Source organism: Xenorhabdus mauleonii (assembly GCF_900113945.1).
GTDB lineage: Bacteria > Pseudomonadota > Gammaproteobacteria > Enterobacterales > Enterobacteriaceae > Xenorhabdus > Xenorhabdus mauleonii.
This window is the reverse complement of sequence record NZ_FORG01000023.1, coordinates 1-17,149: the sequence shown is the minus strand read 5'-3', so window position 1 is coordinate 17,149 and position 17,149 is coordinate 1. Positions and strand designations below refer to the sequence as shown.

Below are 17,149 nucleotides of genomic sequence, written 5' to 3'. Positions count from 1 at the left end.
AAATTAAAAAATAAACCTCGAATTGAATCAGAGAATAAAATCTGCTTCAGTCACTTCTTTTGAGTACAAAAATACGAGATTAAATTCATCACTTCTCATTCCCTCCCCTAACTTAATAATTAATGTTATTGAATTAGAAATGCTTTCAAATTTTAAATATGCGTCTCCTGGCTGCTCAAAAACATCACGACTAACAAATCTAACTTTTCTTTTTTTATCACCAAAATAAAAACCTGACAAATCGACTTTATCTTTTCCTGTTTTAAAATGAAAAATAATATCATAGGCATCTTTCACTGACTGATTGCCAGACAAATAAACGAAAGTGTTTTTCCCTGTTCCTGGATATAAGGCATTATACCCACCGAAACCACTATAAAAGATATTATCACCCGCTATACCATCCAGCCGATTTCCAGTGTTATTACCGATAATGATGTCATTGCCTTCACCACCAATCGCAGCACTAATAATACATCCACGGGAAATGGAAACGTTACCTTGCAAGCCTCCGATATCAGAAAAAGCAGCTTCATTTAAATTAATAACTTGATCCTGCTTAAAACCAGAAAAATCAAAAATATTAATTACATTCTCCCCTATTGGAGAACAAGCGCAAAATAGCAATTTACTATCTTCATTTATTGCAGTCGTATAATCCAGATTCGTATTGGAGTTAAAACCATATATGATCTTAATATCGTCAGGCTTTTTTTTAACTCCATATAACGCTTGAACGGCAGCAATATCATCCATCATGGGACATGATGGCAAAAATCCCTTAAAATCCTGCCCAGTATACGACTCATTAAAATAACTCATGACACTATAGGCGAAAGAATCCTCGAAGTGTGATGCTTTTTTCTCATAAGTTGGTTTCTCTTTATCGCTAGCATCATACTTAGAAGGATGAGATAAGCATAACTGATGCCCAATTTCATGGATAAATGCCTTTCGTATATTTCTATTGACTTCAAGGCATTTTGGATCTAAAAACTTACGATTATTAACATTAAACCATGAATGGAATTTATAATTTTTTTCGTTAGGAGAACGAGTAAATGGATTAAGGTCTGTTTTACCTATGTTTTTACTATAAAATCCAACAACAAGATCGGCTTTATTATAGTCAAAAACCTCAGTGAAGTAAATATTAGTAACTTTAGACCACGCTTCATAAGATTTATCTAAGGCGTTTTTTATATTCATATCAATAGTCGCGAGCTCTGCAACTCTTGCTTTTTTCATAGCCTCCTTCACTAAAGGACCATTAATGAACTTAGAATTTGATGTTAATAAAAAATATCTAAACTCAATATCAATTTTAAACGGATCTTCATACTGCTTATCTTTCCAATAAAACTTTCTTCTTAACAGTTCCTTAAAAGCTTTATCACCGAATATTGGTTTTTCAAATTTATTTATTTCGGGATGTTCATTTAAATCATAATAATACAAATATTTTTTTAATCTCTTAACCGCATCAGAATCTGAACTTTCATTGCTGAAATAGTGATTTTTTAACAAGGACATTTTATCCCCCTAAAAATATCATCCTTTAAATATAAGACATTATTATTATTCACTAATGATTTCCACATCAGATAAGTAATTATTTTTTAACAAGGAATTCCAACTACAAATAGTTGATAAACACCAACGCTTAAAATTTATAAAATATCTTATGGATATAATAAAAGTTTAGTTCTCATCAACATAAAAGACACATTATTTAATACCTTGTTTAATCTCTATTGATGATTTATTTAACTATAGCTCCCAAAAAAATAGCGCAGCTTAAAACTTTTCCCCATATCATCCAGATTCGCATGCGGTTCATCTAAACCCCAGTTCACCCAGCAAACGCTGAAACAGATCTTAGAGGCTGGGGTGCCCTGCCGCAGGTCACTACCAATGAAGTGTATGGCCGTGACTGTCGTTTAAGCTGCTGGCAGGAGTCCCATAAAATGGTTCGCCATTTACGCGACAATAGAGAAAAACTGTTCGGTAACCGCTTCTGATTCACGCTTAAGCAGTTCTGGTATAACCGCTCAATTCTGAAAAAATATCCCCCAATCATCTCAATCAAAATAATCAGAAACTAGCTTAATATGTTCGCTGCTGAGTTGGCCGGATTCATTTAATAAACCAATCCATGCTTTCATATAATTATATTTTGCCTGGGACAGCTCACGGCGGGCGGTATACAGTTGTTGTTCAGCATTGAGTATATCGACATTGACCCGCTGACCGAGCGCAACGCTTTTTTGTGTTGCTGTAACCTGCAAAGCGGCCGCTTCCACCGCTGTTTCATAGGCACGTATCCGTTTCTCGCCATTCACGCAAGCATTGTAATTGCGCCGCAGTGAATTCAAGGTTTCTCCCGTCTGAGCATCCAGTTCATATTTAATCTTGCCGTAATTTGCTGCTGACTGACGCAATGCCGCCGCCGTTCCACCCCCATTATAAATATTCATGGAAACGCGCAAGCCAATTGAATCTGTCCGGTATTTTTGGTCAATACTGTAATCGCTGCTGGATTTATTCTCGCTATGGGAAGCATACACTTCCAGTTTCGGCAAATATCCCGCCCGATTGCGTTCAATATCCTGATACGCCACATCCACTTTCTGTTTGGCGACTGCCAACAGGGGGTTATTCTGCAATGCCACCTGTTCCCAATCCTGATAACTGTCCAGAGAGAGTTTGATGGTTTTAAATTGCGGGGTATTGGGGAGACGATTGACGGGTAAATCTGGCGGCAATGGCATGCCGACCAATAACTGCAAGTCACGGATTGCAGCATCCAATTCATCTTGGGTGGTCAATTCATCAGCCAAAACCTGACTGTAGCGCGCCTGAGTTTCTGCCACATCGGTGCGAGTCCCTTCACCAGAAGAAAATAGCTTTTGATTGCGCTCCAGTTGCTCTTCATAGGCAATCCGTTGTTGGATAACTTGGGCTAATTTATCCTGCGCATAAGCCACAGCCACATAGCTGTTCACAACCCTGACCGCCAATTGTTGGCTATCCGACCGGAAACGGGCGTCACTCATCAAAGTATACGCTTGCCGAATTCGATAGCGCGTCCATGCTTCGAAATCAATCAGGGGCTGAGTCAGGATAATCGAGCTGCTATAGCTGTCATACTGACGATCACGCTTATTTTGAACAGTCCTCCCCCGCCAATCTTCAGACTTTGACTCCATTGTCTGCCAATTTTTGGGCGAATTTTGGTAGCTGAATGACACTTTCGGCAGCAATTCCGCCAGCCCCAGATTTTTCTCCTCTTGTCCCGCTTCCTGTTCTTTGATGGCAGCCTGAAAGGTAGGATCGTTGTGCAAAGCCAGCGCATAAACCTCCGTTAAAGAAAGCGCACTGGCAGAGCCGGAAAACACCCAACAAAATAGTAAAAACAGTACCAGAGCCCATTTCAGCAGAAATGAGGGCAATAACAGAACATGCCTATAAGTTATACCGTGATATATCAACATCCCTATTACTCCTCAATCAGCGAAGTCGATGCCCTATCCACCAATGGCTTGAACAAGTAACTTAATAAAGAGCGGGAACCTGTTTTAACGAACACTTCAACGGGCATTCCCGGTTTAATATTTAAACCTGACAGCTTTTCCATGCCTTCAGGACTCACCCGCAACCGCATCTGATAATAAGGCTCCCTTGTAATGGCATCGACCAAACGGTCGGCAGAAACTACTGCCACTTTTCCCGTCACTTTCGGCGTCCGGCTCTGATTGAACGCAGTGAACATCAAATCAACATCCTGCCCCACAGTAACCTTATCAATCAGATTTACCATCAAACGCGCTTCCACCTCTAATGCACTCTGGCTTGGCAGAATTTCCATCAGCTTATCTCCGGAGGCAACGACGCCCCCTTGGGTAAATACCGTCAACCCAACCACTGAGCCGTCTGCCGGGGCAAGAATAGACGTGTGTGACAGTTCGAACTGAGCTGTATCCAGCTTATTTTGTAGTTCATTCGCCAACACCTGTGCATCAGACAGTTGGCTGCGCACTTCCCGCTGATAATCAGCCTGACGTTGAATCACTCGTTGTTTCGTCTCTTGCCGTTGCTTTTCAAGCTGCCCCATTCGCCCGCTCATCTCAGACATACTGCCGCTTAATTCACTTTGGTTACGCAGTAATTCCAAATAACGGTTGCGGGGAAAATACCCTTCCTCGGTCAAAGGCTGTAAATTTGTCACCTGCTCTTTGAGCGATGCCTGCTGTTGCTGCTTGCTTATTAACGCCTCCCGCAATCCTTTGATCTGGAAATTCATCCCTTCTTCAGCCTGCTGCATTCCGGCCAAGTCACTGCGCAGCATTTCGCGGCGAGCCAAAAAAAGCTGTTTCTGCAATGCCAAAATATCTTGAATGCGGGCTTCTGATTGTTGAGCCAGCAACGTGGCAGGAAAGGCTATCGTCTCCCCCCCTTGCTGCTCTGCCAACAATCGGGCTTCCGTTGCCAGTGTGGTATAAAGTTGTTGCTTGAGGGAATCAATCTGCGCGTTAACCTGTACCTGACTGAGCTGCACCAAAACCTGCCCAGCCTTGACTTGCTCCCCTTCTTGCACCTGAATTTGCCTGATAATGCCATTTACCGGTGACTGAACCGTTTTGCGGTTACCATCCACCACCACGGTGCCGGAAGAAGCCACACCTTTATCGAGCGGTGCAAACGCCGCCCACAGGAAAAAACCCAAAATGCCAATGCCAATAATCAGCCAACCTATTCGCAGGTAACGATTCGCATCCAGCGGCAATAATCCCGATGCCTCGCTTTGGGCATCTTTTGCGTTAGTCTGATAGGACATCTTTACTCCCAGATAGAAACATCCCAAGAAATCCATTGGGGATAGAATATGGCTGAACCCTGTTACGATGCATGTTCGGCCGGTTTTGGCTGTTTTGACAAAGACGGCTGAGGCTGAGATAAGGCTGCCATCACTTGTTGAGAAGGGCCAAACATTTTCATTTTTCCCTGTACCAACAACAGCACCTTGTTTGTTTGCGAGAGTAATGAAGGACGATGCGTGATAACCACCACCGTTTTATTCTGTTCCCGCAATTGGGCTATTGCATGACTCAACGCTTTCTCGCCGATATCATCCAGATTCGAGTTAGGCTCATCCAAAACCACCAGCGACGGATTGCCATATAACGCGCGAGCCAGCCCAATCCGCTGTTTTTGCCCGCCAGACAATCCCATGCCGCCAGCACCAATTACCGTGTCATATCCCTGCTCAAGATTGAGCACCAATTCATGGACTCCCGCCTTTTTCGCCGCGTCGATAACTTTCTCAGGAACAACATGATTAAACCGTGCGATATTCTCAGCAATCGTGCCACCAAACAATTCGACATCCTGCGGCAGATAACCAATAAATGCCCCCAATTCATCTTTGTTCCATTGGTAAATATCGGCATCGTCGAGCCGCACCACACCATCCTGTGCAGGCCAAACACCGACCAGCAAACGGGCCAGTGTAGACTTCCCGGATGCGCTTGGGCCTATCACGCCCAGAACATCACCTGAATCCAGGGCAAAACTGATATCCTGCAAGACATATTGGTTATTTTTTGATGATTGAGCAGCCTCTGAGCCACTGGCCGGTGCCTTGCCGGGCGGCACTGCAGACACTTTCTCCAAGCGCAACGTTCCCTTGGGAGGCGGCAATGACATACCGCTTTGGCGTTCTGGCTGGGACTGCAATAGCTTATCCAACCGTTGCCAAGACAGACGGGCGGCACTCCAGCTCTTCCATGCCTGTATCAATTGCTCGATCGGGGACAACGCCCGCCCCATCAAAATTGAACCGGCGATCATCATTCCCGGCGTAATATTTCCCTCAATGGCCAGCCAACCCCCCAACCCCAAAATTAATGATTGCAGAGCCAAGCGCACGGTTTTGGTCAATGCTGCAATTGATGCCGACCGTTCGCTGGCAATACGCTGGAAATTGAGAAAACGCTCATGCAGGCTGAACCAACGCTGACGCAATGTCGGTAACATGCCCAGCGCCTCAATGACTTCCGCATTGCGTAAATTAGTGCTGGCTAAATTTGCTGAACGTAAAGAGAGATTGCTCGCTTCCGCCAAAGGAGCCTGAGATAGCCATTGGTTCAACACCGCCAGCGTGATCAGAATGATGGCGCCAACCAAGGCCAGTAACCCCAAATACGGGCTGAACAGAAAAATGACAAACAGGTAAACGGGGAACCAAGGTGCATCAAAGAAAGCAAACAATGCATTGCCTGTCAGGAACTGGCGGATGGTTGCCAAATCATTGAGCATCTGCCCGGCATCTGTCGAACCACTTTTTAGATTGGATTCATAAGATGCGGTATAAACCCGCTGATTCAGGCACATATCAAACTGATTGCCAATGCGGATAACCACCTGACTTCGGATAAACTCCAGCCCGCCCATAACGGCAAACATGCCAAGCGTAATAAGTGTCAGCATCAACAAAGTCATTTCATTACCGGATGGCAATACTCGATCATATACTTGCAGCATATAGATAGAGGGCACCAGCATTAGCATATTGATAAATGCGGTAAATAAGCCAACAGTCCAGAACACTTTGCTGCGTGCACGGATAACATCCGTAATTTCATCCTTCGGAAAGCGTAAATTCACAGCAATCCCTTTATCATTATTTTTTATTTTGTCACTGCATTCGCAGCACCGCTGAATGTCATCACCAATTCCTTGCCATCAATGAGATAGGCGACCCATTGTTCAGACTCATGAGCAAAAAAAGCCACGCTATTGCCGTCATCATCGGTCAATGTCAGACCATCAGGAGTCGGACGCCATCCTTCAACAGATTGCCCAATCAAAGCGGTAGCACAAGCATCACTTTTCAGTGCCCAAATTGAACCTTCCGGCAAACGTGCATCCGTCAATTCAATATTGCATACCTGATGACCATCCGTAAGTTGCCACAACCCTTTCAACTCATCCGCAGGTGGGAGTCTCAAACTACTAGCCATACATCCTCCAGCAAAAAGTAAAGATAAAATTATCCATCGAAATCGATATAACACGGTTATCTCCTTGACGATGTGACTTAAAATCCATCAGGAATAATACTGCCGTACATGAAAGGCAATACGCACAAACAAAAATGCATACGCCAGTACGTAAAACAGTACGACAGTATTCAGTTACCGTGATGGATTTATCAAACGATAAAATCGGCTTCAGTCAATGGCTGCCCAATAACTTTCACCAGAAAATCATTGTTGCCCATATCACCGCCGAGGCTGATGGACAAATCTGTCGCATGATTCGCTTTATCATAAGCCAGCAATACTTCACCAGCCCGACCTGAGAACGAATCGACAAATTTGAGATCGCCACGACCACCGAAATTAAATTGAGACAGATCTATTTTGTCTTCACCGGAAGTGAAATCGTGGATCCAGTCTGGATTGCTTTTCAGTGATTCTTTACCGCTCAGATAGACAAACGTATCTCTGCCTTCACCGCCCCAAAGATGATCAGCGCCTAAGCCGCCGTAAATAACGTCATCCCCTGCGCCGCCTTTCAGGATGTTATCTGCGCTGTTGCCGACCAGAATATCGTCACCGCTGCCACCGAATGCGTTCTCAATCACGACACCGCGGGCAATCGATACATTGCCTTTCAGGCCGCCGACATCAGAAAACGAACCAGCATTCAGATTGATACGTTGGTTTTGGGTAAAACCGGAGAAATCGAATGTATCTTCACCGCCGGCATCCCAGACACTGAAGATGAGTTTGCTATTCGCGCTGGTTGCGGTCATGAAATCGCGGTCGGTATTGGAATTGAAACCATAGACGGTATCACCTTTGCGGGTTTCCATATTTGCGCCGTACAACTCCTGAATGGCAGAAATATCATTCAATAATGGGGCAGATGAGAAATTCCCTTTGTAATCCTGTCCGGTATAGCGTTCCTGGAAATAGCTCATGACAGTATAAGCACGGCTATCTTCAAAATACTCAGCGACATTCATGTAGGTCGGCCTGACTTTATCGGAAGCATCGTAATCAGCGGGATGTTCCAATCCTAACGTGTGGCCAATTTCATGCACGAAAGTTTGGCGTCCATAACCATTTACGCCAATATCATTTTGCTTGAAAGTACCGCTGTCAGAGTTATACCAAGAATACGTTTTATTCTGCCCTCTAGGTAAAGTCGCGAATGCATAATCCCCGGTCTTGCTATAGTCAAAGAAACCAAAAGTAATATCGGCATCCGATAATCTATTGGCTTCAGTAAATTTCACATTGGCAACATCAGACCAAGATTGTAAAGAAAGTCGCGCTGCTTCTTTTTGATCCTCATTAAATGAACTGAATCCACTAATATTAAAACGAGGCATGATAGCAGGGGCTGATTTTAAAAAATGGTATGACAATTCAAGCGCGCCGGAAGAGCCTATTTTGCCCTCCCAATGGAAATTAGTTCTCACAAGTTCATTAGGGGCATTATCTCCTAATGGCTTGTGAGCAACACGAATAGTAGGATCATAATTCGGAACGTAGGCTGTGAGTAATGCGTTTACATCCTGGGTGAAATGCGAATCAGATAACCCCACATAGGTATATTTTTTCTTTGAGGTCATATAAATCTCCTGTAAAAACAAGACGAACGTGTGTAACCCCGAAATATTTGTAATAACGGGAACAAGAGTTTTTAATTCTTTCCAAGGGACTCTCGGGAATTAAACTCCAGAACAAAATAGCGCTAGTTCCAGCCCGTGTAAAAATAATTAATATATCTTTTTAGAATACAGATTGAACAAATTTGATTTAATCAACTAATTATTATTTATTAAATGATTTTTTTTGATAACAAAAAAACAGTATTATTTAATATTAAATAATACTGTTCTTATCTACCGTAAATTGATCTTAGAGCAGCATTATTTATTACTCTTTTTCTTTGATCAATTTGTGCTTTTTTTATTCAGATTGCAAAGCGGCAGCCATATATACCCTATTAACTCCAAGTTTCAGGAAGCAACGTATTATCATCCCGCGTCGCGGGATGATAATACATGCACCTTGAAGTACGACGCGTATATCCTATGAATTTCGAGTTGCACCAAGGCAACAAGGAATGATCCCTGGGAGCATAAATAACTATGAGACCGGAGTGAGCAAGTGCAACCCACAAAGAGGCAGCTTGAAAGGCAACAATCATATACCCGATGGATTTCGAGTTGCATTGAGACGATAAGGGAATGCCCCGAGAACATAACTAACGATGCAACCGGGGTGAACAAGTGCAACCCACAAAGGGGCAGCTTGAAAGGCGACGAATATGCCCTATGGGCTTCGAGTTGCATCAAGGCAACAAGAGAATGCTCCCCGGCAGCATAGATAACTATGTGACCGGGGTAAACGAGTGCAACCAATAAAGAGGCAGCTCGAAAGACGACGGGGATAAATCAAAAATCCCGCTCATGTGCATATACAGACCAAATACGGCGAACATGTACTGTGATCTCTTCACGATCGTGATACAAATGTTTCGCCTGAATCTGAGCATTCACGCCATTTTCTTTCAGTTGCTGTTCTATTTTCTGCAAAATATGGGCAACTTCCTCGTAGCGCTTCTTCATTGGCAATTTCAGATTGAAAATCGCCTCGCGGCACCAGCTTCTTACCAACCAATCTGTCATGAGTTGGGCAACTTTGGCTGGCTTCTCAACCATATCGCACACTAACCAGTAAACATTTTTGACTGCTGGCTCAAATTTAAAACCATCTACACGGTGATGCTTCACTTGCCCGGTATCCATCAAACTATCCGCCATCGGGCCATTATCTATCGCTTGAACCAACATACCGCGTTTGACCAGCTGATAAGTCCACCCGCCCGGACAAGCGCCGAGATCGACAGCCCGCAAGCCACTGTCCAAACGCTCTTCCCATTCGTCATAAGGAATAAAAACATGAAATGCTTCTTCAAGCTTTAGCGTTGAGCGACTTGGCGCATCGGATGGAAATTTCAGACGAGGAATACCCATATAAAATCTGGAGTTATTATTGCTGTAAGAATACCCCACATAGCAGCACCCCGGAGCAATAAAGAAAACATGAATAACTGGACGGTTAGGGCTTTCCTTGGAAAGCAAAAGTTTTTCCTGACGCATCGCATTACGCAACGGAACCGTAAATTTACGGCAGAATGTCGTCAACTCTTTGCTTTCATTTGTATCCGGCACTTCTACACGCAGATCACCCGCGCGTTCAATCACGCCAGTCAACATACCGATAATCGGAGTAATGCGATCTTCCTGCGGCAAATCTTTTAGCAGCTCACCCACAACCAGCATCTGGCGGGCAAAAATCAATTCGCTGAACGGAATTTCACGGATCAAGCGATCTGCATCTTCAAGCTGATAACATTCAAACAGCACATATCCGCTATTTTCTTTCACGCGGGCAAAGCCATAGATCTCTTTCCTACCCGCCTTATCGGTAATTTCTGCCGCACACTCTTTTTCAAAACCCGGACGGCAATATAAAGCAACTTTATTCATGGCTAAGCGCCGATTTCCTTAGACGCAGAGCGCCAATTAATACACATAACCAACCGATGAGAAAACTCAGCCCACCCATTGGTGTTAAATACACTAAAAATTTTAGCGGTAAAAAAGCCAGACAATAAAGACTGCCGCTGAACAACACAATTCCCGCTGCGAAAAAAATGCCACTCCAACCAAACGGAGCCACGGGCTTATGCATCAACAACACAGCCAATACCATCATGGCAAGCGTATGCAGCCCTTGATATTGCAAACCGGTGTGGATCCATTCCATTTGGCGGGGTGTCAGGATAGGTGCCAGCATATGTGTCCCCATCGCCCCCAAAGCTACATAGAAAAAACCGCTGATACCAACAAAAATAAGCATGGCTCGACTGTTCACACACAGCTCCTGTTTTTGGTTGCCAGTTATTGGATATATTGAGTGATAAATCCTAACCTTTCTTGTTCACTCGCGGCTTGCGTCAAGATCCATTTTCGAAATGCCGCAATCTTGCCCAATTCTGCCTGATTATCATGGCAAACCAAATAAAAGGCATTTTTGCTGACCAAAACATCATTAAATGGGCAAACAAGACGCCCAGCATCAATTTCATTTTGTGCCATAACATTATTGGCCAGCGCAACCCCCTGCCCATGTACGGCAGCCTGAATCACCATTGAGCTATGGCTGAATATCGGCCCTTGCTGCACATTGATTTGCTGTTGCATATCAAGCTGGCGAACATAAGCCTGCCAGTCACGCCGGGAAGAATCGTGCAATAACGTATGATTGGCAAGATCGGCAGGTGTTTTCAGCGGGCGCTCTCCCATCAGCAACGTCGGAGAGCAAACAGGCAACAAATATTCGGGATAAAGGCGATCCGTCCGCATCCCCGGCCAGTTTCCCCTGCCATAAAAAATAGCCACATCGACATCATCTGCTATTTTATCTTCTTCCCGATCCACCGCTTGAATTCTGACATCAATCCCCGGAAAGCTCTGATTAAACCCAGAAAGCCGGGGAACCAACCACTGAATGGCAAAACTGGGGGATAAACTGACCGTCAAGGCTCCTTTGGCGCTGCGTGCTTGCAGTTTGCGGGTGGCATCATTGATGGCGGTAAAAATTTCTTTGATATCGAGATAATAACTCTGCCCATCTTCCGTTAACAATAATGAGCGATTACGGCGACGAAAAAGCTTCAACCCCAGAAAATCTTCCAGACTTTTCATTTGATGGCTAACAGCGGCCTGAGTCACAAATAATTCCTCTGCCGCCTTAGTAAAACTTAAATGGCGGGCAGCAGCATCAAAAACTCGTAACGCATTGAGTGGAGGTAAACGTTTGGACATGTGCTTTTCTTATATGGTGGTGACGATACCGGTAACTCTTTTCATCCAGGTATTAGTTTTTATAATCCGAATCATTATAATTTGTCCATTGATGATATACCAGCAAATCCCTATAGTGTGCGCACTTCCTAAGCCGGAACGAAAAGTCTCACTGTAGCAATACATTGAAACTTTTGGCTTTGTGGTTGTGATGTTGTGTTTGCAAGTTGTCTGGGAATACCAGACTTTGTAGCTTAGGCTACTGTTTTTTTTCACTTCCTGTACATTTACCCTGTCTGTCCATAGTGATTTTTTTAATGCACCGCAATTGCGGTGCTTTTTTTCTCAACTTTCCTGTAGAATCCCTTCTCACTTGGTTAAAGAAAAACTTATTCTTTATCACACAACGATTAAATTAACATCATTTATGAAAGCCTTTGACTCAGAAAAATTCCGCGAACAATTTCCGGCCCTGCAACATTCGACGACATTTCTGGACAGTGCAGCCACAGCATTAAAGCCATTATGTATGATTGAAGCAACCCGGCACTACTACCAAAATCACAGTGCAACCGTTCATCGCAGCCAACATGCGACTGCACAGGCCATGACAGCCCGTTATGAACAAGCGCGTGCACTGGTCGCGGAATTAATCAATGCGTCATTGCCTGAAGATATTGTCTGGACGAAAGGAACAACGGAGTCCATTAACCTGATTGCGCAAAGTTATTTTCGTCCCCGCCTGAATGCAGGGGATGAGATTATTGTCAGCGAACAGGAGCACCACTCCAACTTATTGCCGTGGCTGATTCTGGCGGAACAGACCGGGGCAAAAATTGTAAAATGGCCGATTGGAAACCAATATCAGCCAGAAATCGATACACTCGCAACATTACTGAACGAAAAAAGCCGGTTGGTTGCCATCAGCCAGATGTCGAATGTCACAGGCGCGGCGGTAAATCTGGCACAGGTTACCGCTCTCGCCCATCAATATGATTGCCGAGTAGTCGTTGATGGTGCTCAGGGGATTGTGCACACTCCCATTGACATGCAGAAACTGGATATCGACTTTTACGCCTTCTCTGCCCACAAATTGTATGGGCCAAATGGAGTGGGTGTGCTGTACGGCAAAAGTGAATTGCTGAATGCAACGTCTCCGTGGCACGGAGGCGGAAAAATGCTGACGCAAGTTTCATTCGAAGGATTCACACCGGAAGCGGTGCCTTACCGCTTTGAAGCCGGCACCCCGAATGTTGCTGGCGTCATCAGCTTTGCGGCAACACTTGAATGGTTGAAAACCATTGATATTCAGCTTGCTGAATCCCACGCCATTGATCTGACGGATTATACCGAACAACAACTCAGCAAGCTGGCAGGTTTTACCAGTTACCGTGCGGCGGATTCCAGTTTATTGTCTTTCAATATCGCCGGAATACACCACAATGACTTGGCGACACTGATTGCAGAACAAAACATTTCCCTGCGTTCAGGCCAGCATTGTGCCCAGCCATTGCTGGATGCACTCGGCATCAACGGCTGCCTGCGTGCTTCCTTTATGCCTTACAACAATCGGCAGGATGCAGATAAATTGATTAGCGCTGTAAAATTCGCGTTATCGCTGCTAGAAGAGTGAGGTTTTTTGCCTGTTGTTGTTAATTATCAGGAGCAGGCAATTTCATCATTTAAATTACAGTTCCACTCAGGCATTATTAATTACATAATGTAATTTACCCAGTTTTATGCAGCTACTTCATAACAACAAGGCTTTTTCCATTAAACATTAACCAGCACTATTTAAAACAGCTCTAATTTGTGATGTTAAATTGATAAGATCATCGTAAGCTAAAGGAGAAAAATCTGGTTTATGTTTGGCAACATATTCATCAATCTTATGCGATTCATCTGTATTATCTAAAAATTCCTTGCCATATTTTGGCAAAATGTATCTATTAATTCCGATACCATATTCTTTTTTCTGGCTAATCATAACTCACTGAATTTTACCTCTGTATGACTCTAAGGCACTTTCCAATATTTCAATGATTTTAGAATCTTCATCTTTAAATTAAAAACTAGTGAATCGTGGATAAGACGAATGATCTGTGGATTCAAAATGGTTATCAATCCACGCATCTGGGTAACGCTGTTGGTAACGTTTCCATTCAAGAAAACCTAATTTTCATATTAAATTAAGCAACTCTCATTCAATTTTATCGGAATCATTCTTCATTTTTATCTTTTTAAATTCATCAAAAAACAATTACACTATTCAGATTAAAATCCTTGGCCAAGGCCTTATATTTTAAAAAATATTAATTTTTAAATTTACAAGACACTCAAATTTATTTGTTTTTTATAAATAAAGGATAAAAATTTGCTTCTCCTTATCAGTTTTCACCAATTAAAGAACTCATTTTAACCTCATCTATTTATAAGATCCCCCCTAAAATATTATTCATCTATAGCGTCATATTTACCAGTTTTCACAAAATCAGGAGCGACCCAATTAGAGCCTTTGATTGTTTTCCCATTCTCATTTTGAACTAATTTATCACCTTGCAATAATTTCATATATGTACTCAATAAAATTCCTTCTGCAATAACCTCAAAACGATATTGAACATACAGGAGATCTATAGTTTGATACGATTTCTTCAGTGAAAGATACATGAGTGCATCCTCAACTGATTCGGTTTCTATTATTTTCTTTATATAGTTCATAGGAACATTTCCTTTAGTAGACGAAAAATATCCACTATAATTTATTTTTCATCTCTACTATATGGGTAGCACGTAAAAAATTACCCCCAGAGTATCTATATCGAGGCTACTTTATCAAAAATAAAAAAACAATCCTGTATTATATTTTATTGCAGTATTTATTTGAGATAATAATTTCATTAAAATACCATCACGTTCTAAATGCGCTATAGCGTCAACACTCACTGGAACAGATATGCATTTCATATCACTTACCCCTCTTAATGTTAAAATAAGTAACTTCATTATACTCACCCTTAGTTCTTCCTACCGGTTTACCATTCTCTAATGGTTTTATTATTAGGAATATTGTCTTCTAAATCTAAATAAGCTCGTTTTCCTGATAAATTAGGTTCATAAATACGGAATTAGTTTAAAATTAAAAGAAACCGGAAAAACATGAAGATATTACCGGTTTCTTTTAATTAAAAATGGGTTGCCTGTTACGATGCCCATTCTGTTTTTTCTGGAAGAATTCCATTTCTCCAATGTTTTAGAATCTTATATGATGCCCTCATAAAGAAACCTTTGTGCTCATCATAATCAGTAGACCTAACTAATTTAATTTCTCCATTTTTTTATTTATCTCAAAAATTCCATGTTCCATTTAATGCATAGGCGGTAAATGCGATTCTATTAACATCCATGCCTCATCGGGAATATCGTAACGAGCCATCATCTTCTTCCAGTCATGAACTTAATGAGATAATAATACTATCAATTTATATTAAGGGACACAGCCTAAAAAAATTAATCAAAAATATCAAATCTTGATATTTTTTCATAATCATCGATATTAGCTGCTTCATAGCTTTCCTCACCAAACATAAATTTCCAGACATATATATAAAAATCTCTGACAGATATTAGATCTGGTAGTAGTATTTGAGGAGCAGCAGAATCATAATAACGTGTTAGCTTTTCATCACTAGAATAACATATAGCATACTTAAAGCTTTCCTTACATCTATATTTCCATAACATGGAAAAATCATTATATTCTAAAAGCAACAACTCTTTTACTAGCCTCTCTATGCTATTGACATTATTAAGATTTAAATTAAATATATCATCATCAATATGTGGAGCACCGGCTAATGGTGCCCAAAACATATATAAATACCCTTCACTTATCTTTATTTTTTTCATTTTATCACCTAATTTATTCAACGCCGAATATACTATATATCTTGCCTGTTTTTTTATCAAATCCAGCCCTAATTACCGACGTTTCAAAATATTCTTTGCCGCCTTTTTTATAACCTTCTGAAACAGTTTTACCCATATCAAAATCAACTCTGCCTGTTTTATGAATTTCTGGGTTATATAAAGGTAAAGCTTTTTGTATTGCTTCATATTGATCTTTATAAGATAGAAATCTAGTAGAGTCTGTGGGTATTCCATTTCTACCATCAGGTGTATAACCTGTTTTTGCTCGATAATTTTGTTGTTCCAAAGTTGTGCCAGGACCATGTCTGCGGAGACCATGAACATCTTCAGTTGCAAGTGTAGACTCAAATTCTTGGATTTTTCTTTTATAATATTCTTCGTCCTTTCTTGAGTTATCCGATTTTAGACTCAAATAAACATAAATCGCCGGAATATTAGAAACAGGAAATATCAGAATATAATCGCGAAAGTCCTTTTCCTCCGGCGCAGGTGTGGTCAGCTTGGTTGGTCCATTATCCCTCGCATCCGGTATCGGCGTTGACGTGCTATTTCCACCAATTTCACTCGGATCCTGTTGTGGGTTGATGTAAGCACCATCCCGCCAGTCCTTTTCCTCGGGGATCGGCAATCCCGGTGTCTGACCGGTGGCTTGGGGATCCAGCACAGCAACTTTGACATTGACCGTCGCATCTTGTGAAACCGATTTATCGATATCTTGCTGGGATAATCCACCGGATGCCGCGTTCTGATACCAGACCAATGTCGGCGATGAAGCGCCATCTTCCCAGAATTCATAGCGATTTAAGGATTTATTATACTGCACATGGCGGACTTTGACCGGCTCCAGCATATTCTCTTTGCTGGTATGGTATCCCACTGCGGTCAGCTGCCCTGTTTCTGCATTTTCCGCAAAACGGTAGCGTACCCGTGTTTCCGCCGTGCCTTTGTTGTCGGCAATTTTCTTTAAATGTTCATGACTGAATAAATCATCATCACCGCCATTCCACCAACTCCGCAGCATCATCCCCAACACATTGACAGACGCACTGGCAAGTTGATAATCACGGGTTAGACTGGACTGAATGCCCTCCAGTGTTTGCCGCTCATTTTTGGATAACAGCGGTTGTGATCCCTTATTCTGTTCGTCATTACCCTGATTGGCTGCTTTCGCCGCAGCGCTTCCCACGATAACCGCATTTGTCTGTTGCCCCGCGACCGTAGCAACGCCTACGAGCGGATTCGCTTCTGCGCGAGGAAACACCTGATTTCCCACCCAGGCAAGCGCCTGTAAAATTAACGGCTCAGAATCATTTTTCGTGCTGTGGTTTG

Annotated in this window: 15 protein-coding genes; 1 reads left to right on the top strand and 14 read right to left on the bottom strand. The window is 42.5% G+C overall.

Features of this window, described 5'->3' with window-relative positions:
* Positions 1 to 27 precede the first annotated feature (27 nt).
* From BM100_RS17430 to BM100_RS17390, 9 genes are all read right to left on the bottom strand, one after another.
* On the bottom strand, positions 28 to 1,533 hold the full coding sequence (locus BM100_RS17430; protein ID WP_092513265.1) for a M10 family metallopeptidase: 1,506 nt from the start codon (positions 1,531 to 1,533) through the stop codon (positions 28 to 30).
* A 548-nt stretch (positions 1,534 to 2,081) separates the two neighbouring features.
* A complete protein-coding gene (locus BM100_RS17425) occupies positions 2,082 to 3,494 on the bottom strand; it encodes a TolC family outer membrane protein (RefSeq protein ID WP_092513263.1) in 1,413 nt (470 codons plus the stop codon).
* 5 nt (positions 3,495 to 3,499) lie between these two features.
* Positions 3,500 to 4,837: an HlyD family type I secretion periplasmic adaptor subunit gene (locus BM100_RS17420; RefSeq protein WP_092513261.1), complete on the bottom strand. Its 1,338-nt coding sequence runs from the start codon at positions 4,835 to 4,837 to the stop codon at positions 3,500 to 3,502.
* A 62-nt stretch (positions 4,838 to 4,899) separates the two neighbouring features.
* Positions 4,900 to 6,666 (bottom strand): type I secretion system permease/ATPase, encoded by a 1,767-nt coding sequence (locus tag BM100_RS17415; protein WP_092513259.1) that lies wholly within the window; start codon positions 6,664 to 6,666, stop codon positions 4,900 to 4,902.
* Between the two features lie 23 nt (positions 6,667 to 6,689).
* On the bottom strand, positions 6,690 to 7,022 hold the full coding sequence (locus BM100_RS17410; RefSeq protein ID WP_092513257.1) for an AprI/Inh family metalloprotease inhibitor: 333 nt from the start codon (positions 7,020 to 7,022) through the stop codon (positions 6,690 to 6,692).
* Positions 7,023 to 7,213: 191 nt separating this feature from the next.
* The gene (locus BM100_RS17405; RefSeq protein ID WP_092513255.1) at positions 7,214 to 8,644 is read right to left on the bottom strand and encodes a serralysin family metalloprotease; all 1,431 of its coding nucleotides are present in this window, start codon (positions 8,642 to 8,644) and stop codon (positions 7,214 to 7,216) included.
* Between the two features lie 828 nt (positions 8,645 to 9,472).
* Entirely contained in the window at positions 9,473 to 10,570 is a 1,098-nt protein-coding gene (gene rlmM, locus BM100_RS17400) for a 23S rRNA (cytidine(2498)-2'-O)-methyltransferase RlmM (RefSeq protein WP_092513253.1), read from the bottom strand.
* A complete protein-coding gene (locus BM100_RS17395; protein WP_092513251.1) occupies positions 10,563 to 10,958 on the bottom strand; it encodes a DUF423 domain-containing protein in 396 nt (131 codons plus the stop codon). Before BM100_RS17395 ends, rlmM begins: the two co-directional genes overlap by 8 nt.
* Positions 10,959 to 10,984: 26 nt before the next feature.
* Positions 10,985 to 11,911, bottom strand: coding sequence for a transcriptional regulator GcvA (locus BM100_RS17390; protein WP_092513249.1), 927 nt, complete (start codon positions 11,909 to 11,911; stop codon positions 10,985 to 10,987).
* Between the two features lie 406 nt (positions 11,912 to 12,317).
* Between BM100_RS17390 and csdA the strand changes: the two genes are divergently transcribed.
* Positions 12,318 to 13,523, top strand: coding sequence for a cysteine desulfurase CsdA (gene csdA, locus BM100_RS17385; RefSeq protein ID WP_092513348.1), 1,206 nt, complete (start codon positions 12,318 to 12,320; stop codon positions 13,521 to 13,523).
* Positions 13,524 to 13,670: 147 nt separating this feature from the next.
* Here csdA and BM100_RS17380 read toward each other — a convergent pair whose 3' ends face one another.
* The 5 genes from BM100_RS17380 to BM100_RS23660 form a co-directional block, all read right to left on the bottom strand.
* Positions 13,671 to 13,877: a hypothetical protein gene (locus tag BM100_RS17380; protein ID WP_092513247.1), complete on the bottom strand. Its 207-nt coding sequence runs from the start codon at positions 13,875 to 13,877 to the stop codon at positions 13,671 to 13,673.
* A gap of 464 nt (positions 13,878 to 14,341) precedes the next feature.
* Positions 14,342 to 14,611 carry a hypothetical protein gene (locus tag BM100_RS17375; RefSeq protein WP_092513246.1) on the bottom strand — a complete coding sequence of 90 codons (270 nt, stop codon included), beginning with the start codon at positions 14,609 to 14,611 and terminating at the stop codon, positions 14,342 to 14,344.
* Positions 14,612 to 14,725: 114 nt separating this feature from the next.
* On the bottom strand, positions 14,726 to 14,896 hold the full coding sequence (locus tag BM100_RS23185; protein ID WP_169924788.1) for a hypothetical protein: 171 nt from the start codon (positions 14,894 to 14,896) through the stop codon (positions 14,726 to 14,728).
* Positions 14,897 to 15,400: 504 nt separating this feature from the next.
* Complete coding sequence (locus BM100_RS17370) at positions 15,401 to 15,799, bottom strand: hypothetical protein (protein WP_092513245.1); 399 nt, start codon at positions 15,797 to 15,799, stop codon at positions 15,401 to 15,403.
* Positions 15,800 to 15,812: 13 nt separating this feature from the next.
* Positions 15,813 to 17,149 (bottom strand): S-type pyocin domain-containing protein (locus tag BM100_RS23660; RefSeq protein ID WP_244896541.1); only part of this gene is annotated, 1,337 nt, incomplete at its 5' end.

Coding starts and splice junctions, on each gene's coding strand:
- BM100_RS17430 (WP_092513265.1), bottom strand. CDS start 1,533: ATGTCCTTGTTAAAAAATCACTATTTCAGCAATGAAAGTTCAGATTCT.
- BM100_RS17425 (WP_092513263.1), bottom strand. CDS start 3,494: ATGTTGATATATCACGGTATAACTTATAGGCATGTTCTGTTATTGCCC.
- BM100_RS17420 (WP_092513261.1), bottom strand. CDS start 4,837: ATGTCCTATCAGACTAACGCAAAAGATGCCCAAAGCGAGGCATCGGGA.
- BM100_RS17410 (WP_092513257.1), bottom strand. CDS start 7,022: ATGGCTAGTAGTTTGAGACTCCCACCTGCGGATGAGTTGAAAGGGTTG.
- BM100_RS17405 (WP_092513255.1), bottom strand. CDS start 8,644: ATGACCTCAAAGAAAAAATATACCTATGTGGGGTTATCTGATTCGCAT.
- rlmM (WP_092513253.1), bottom strand. CDS start 10,570: ATGAATAAAGTTGCTTTATATTGCCGTCCGGGTTTTGAAAAAGAGTGT.
- BM100_RS17390 (WP_092513249.1), bottom strand. CDS start 11,911: ATGTCCAAACGTTTACCTCCACTCAATGCGTTACGAGTTTTTGATGCT.
- csdA (WP_092513348.1), top strand. CDS start 12,318: ATGAAAGCCTTTGACTCAGAAAAATTCCGCGAACAATTTCCGGCCCTG.
- BM100_RS17380 (WP_092513247.1), bottom strand. CDS start 13,877: ATGATTAGCCAGAAAAAAGAATATGGTATCGGAATTAATAGATACATT.
- BM100_RS17375 (WP_092513246.1), bottom strand. CDS start 14,611: ATGAACTATATAAAGAAAATAATAGAAACCGAATCAGTTGAGGATGCA.
- BM100_RS23185 (WP_169924788.1), bottom strand. CDS start 14,896: ATGAAGTTACTTATTTTAACATTAAGAGGGGTAAGTGATATGAAATGC.
- BM100_RS17370 (WP_092513245.1), bottom strand. CDS start 15,799: ATGAAAAAAATAAAGATAAGTGAAGGGTATTTATATATGTTTTGGGCA.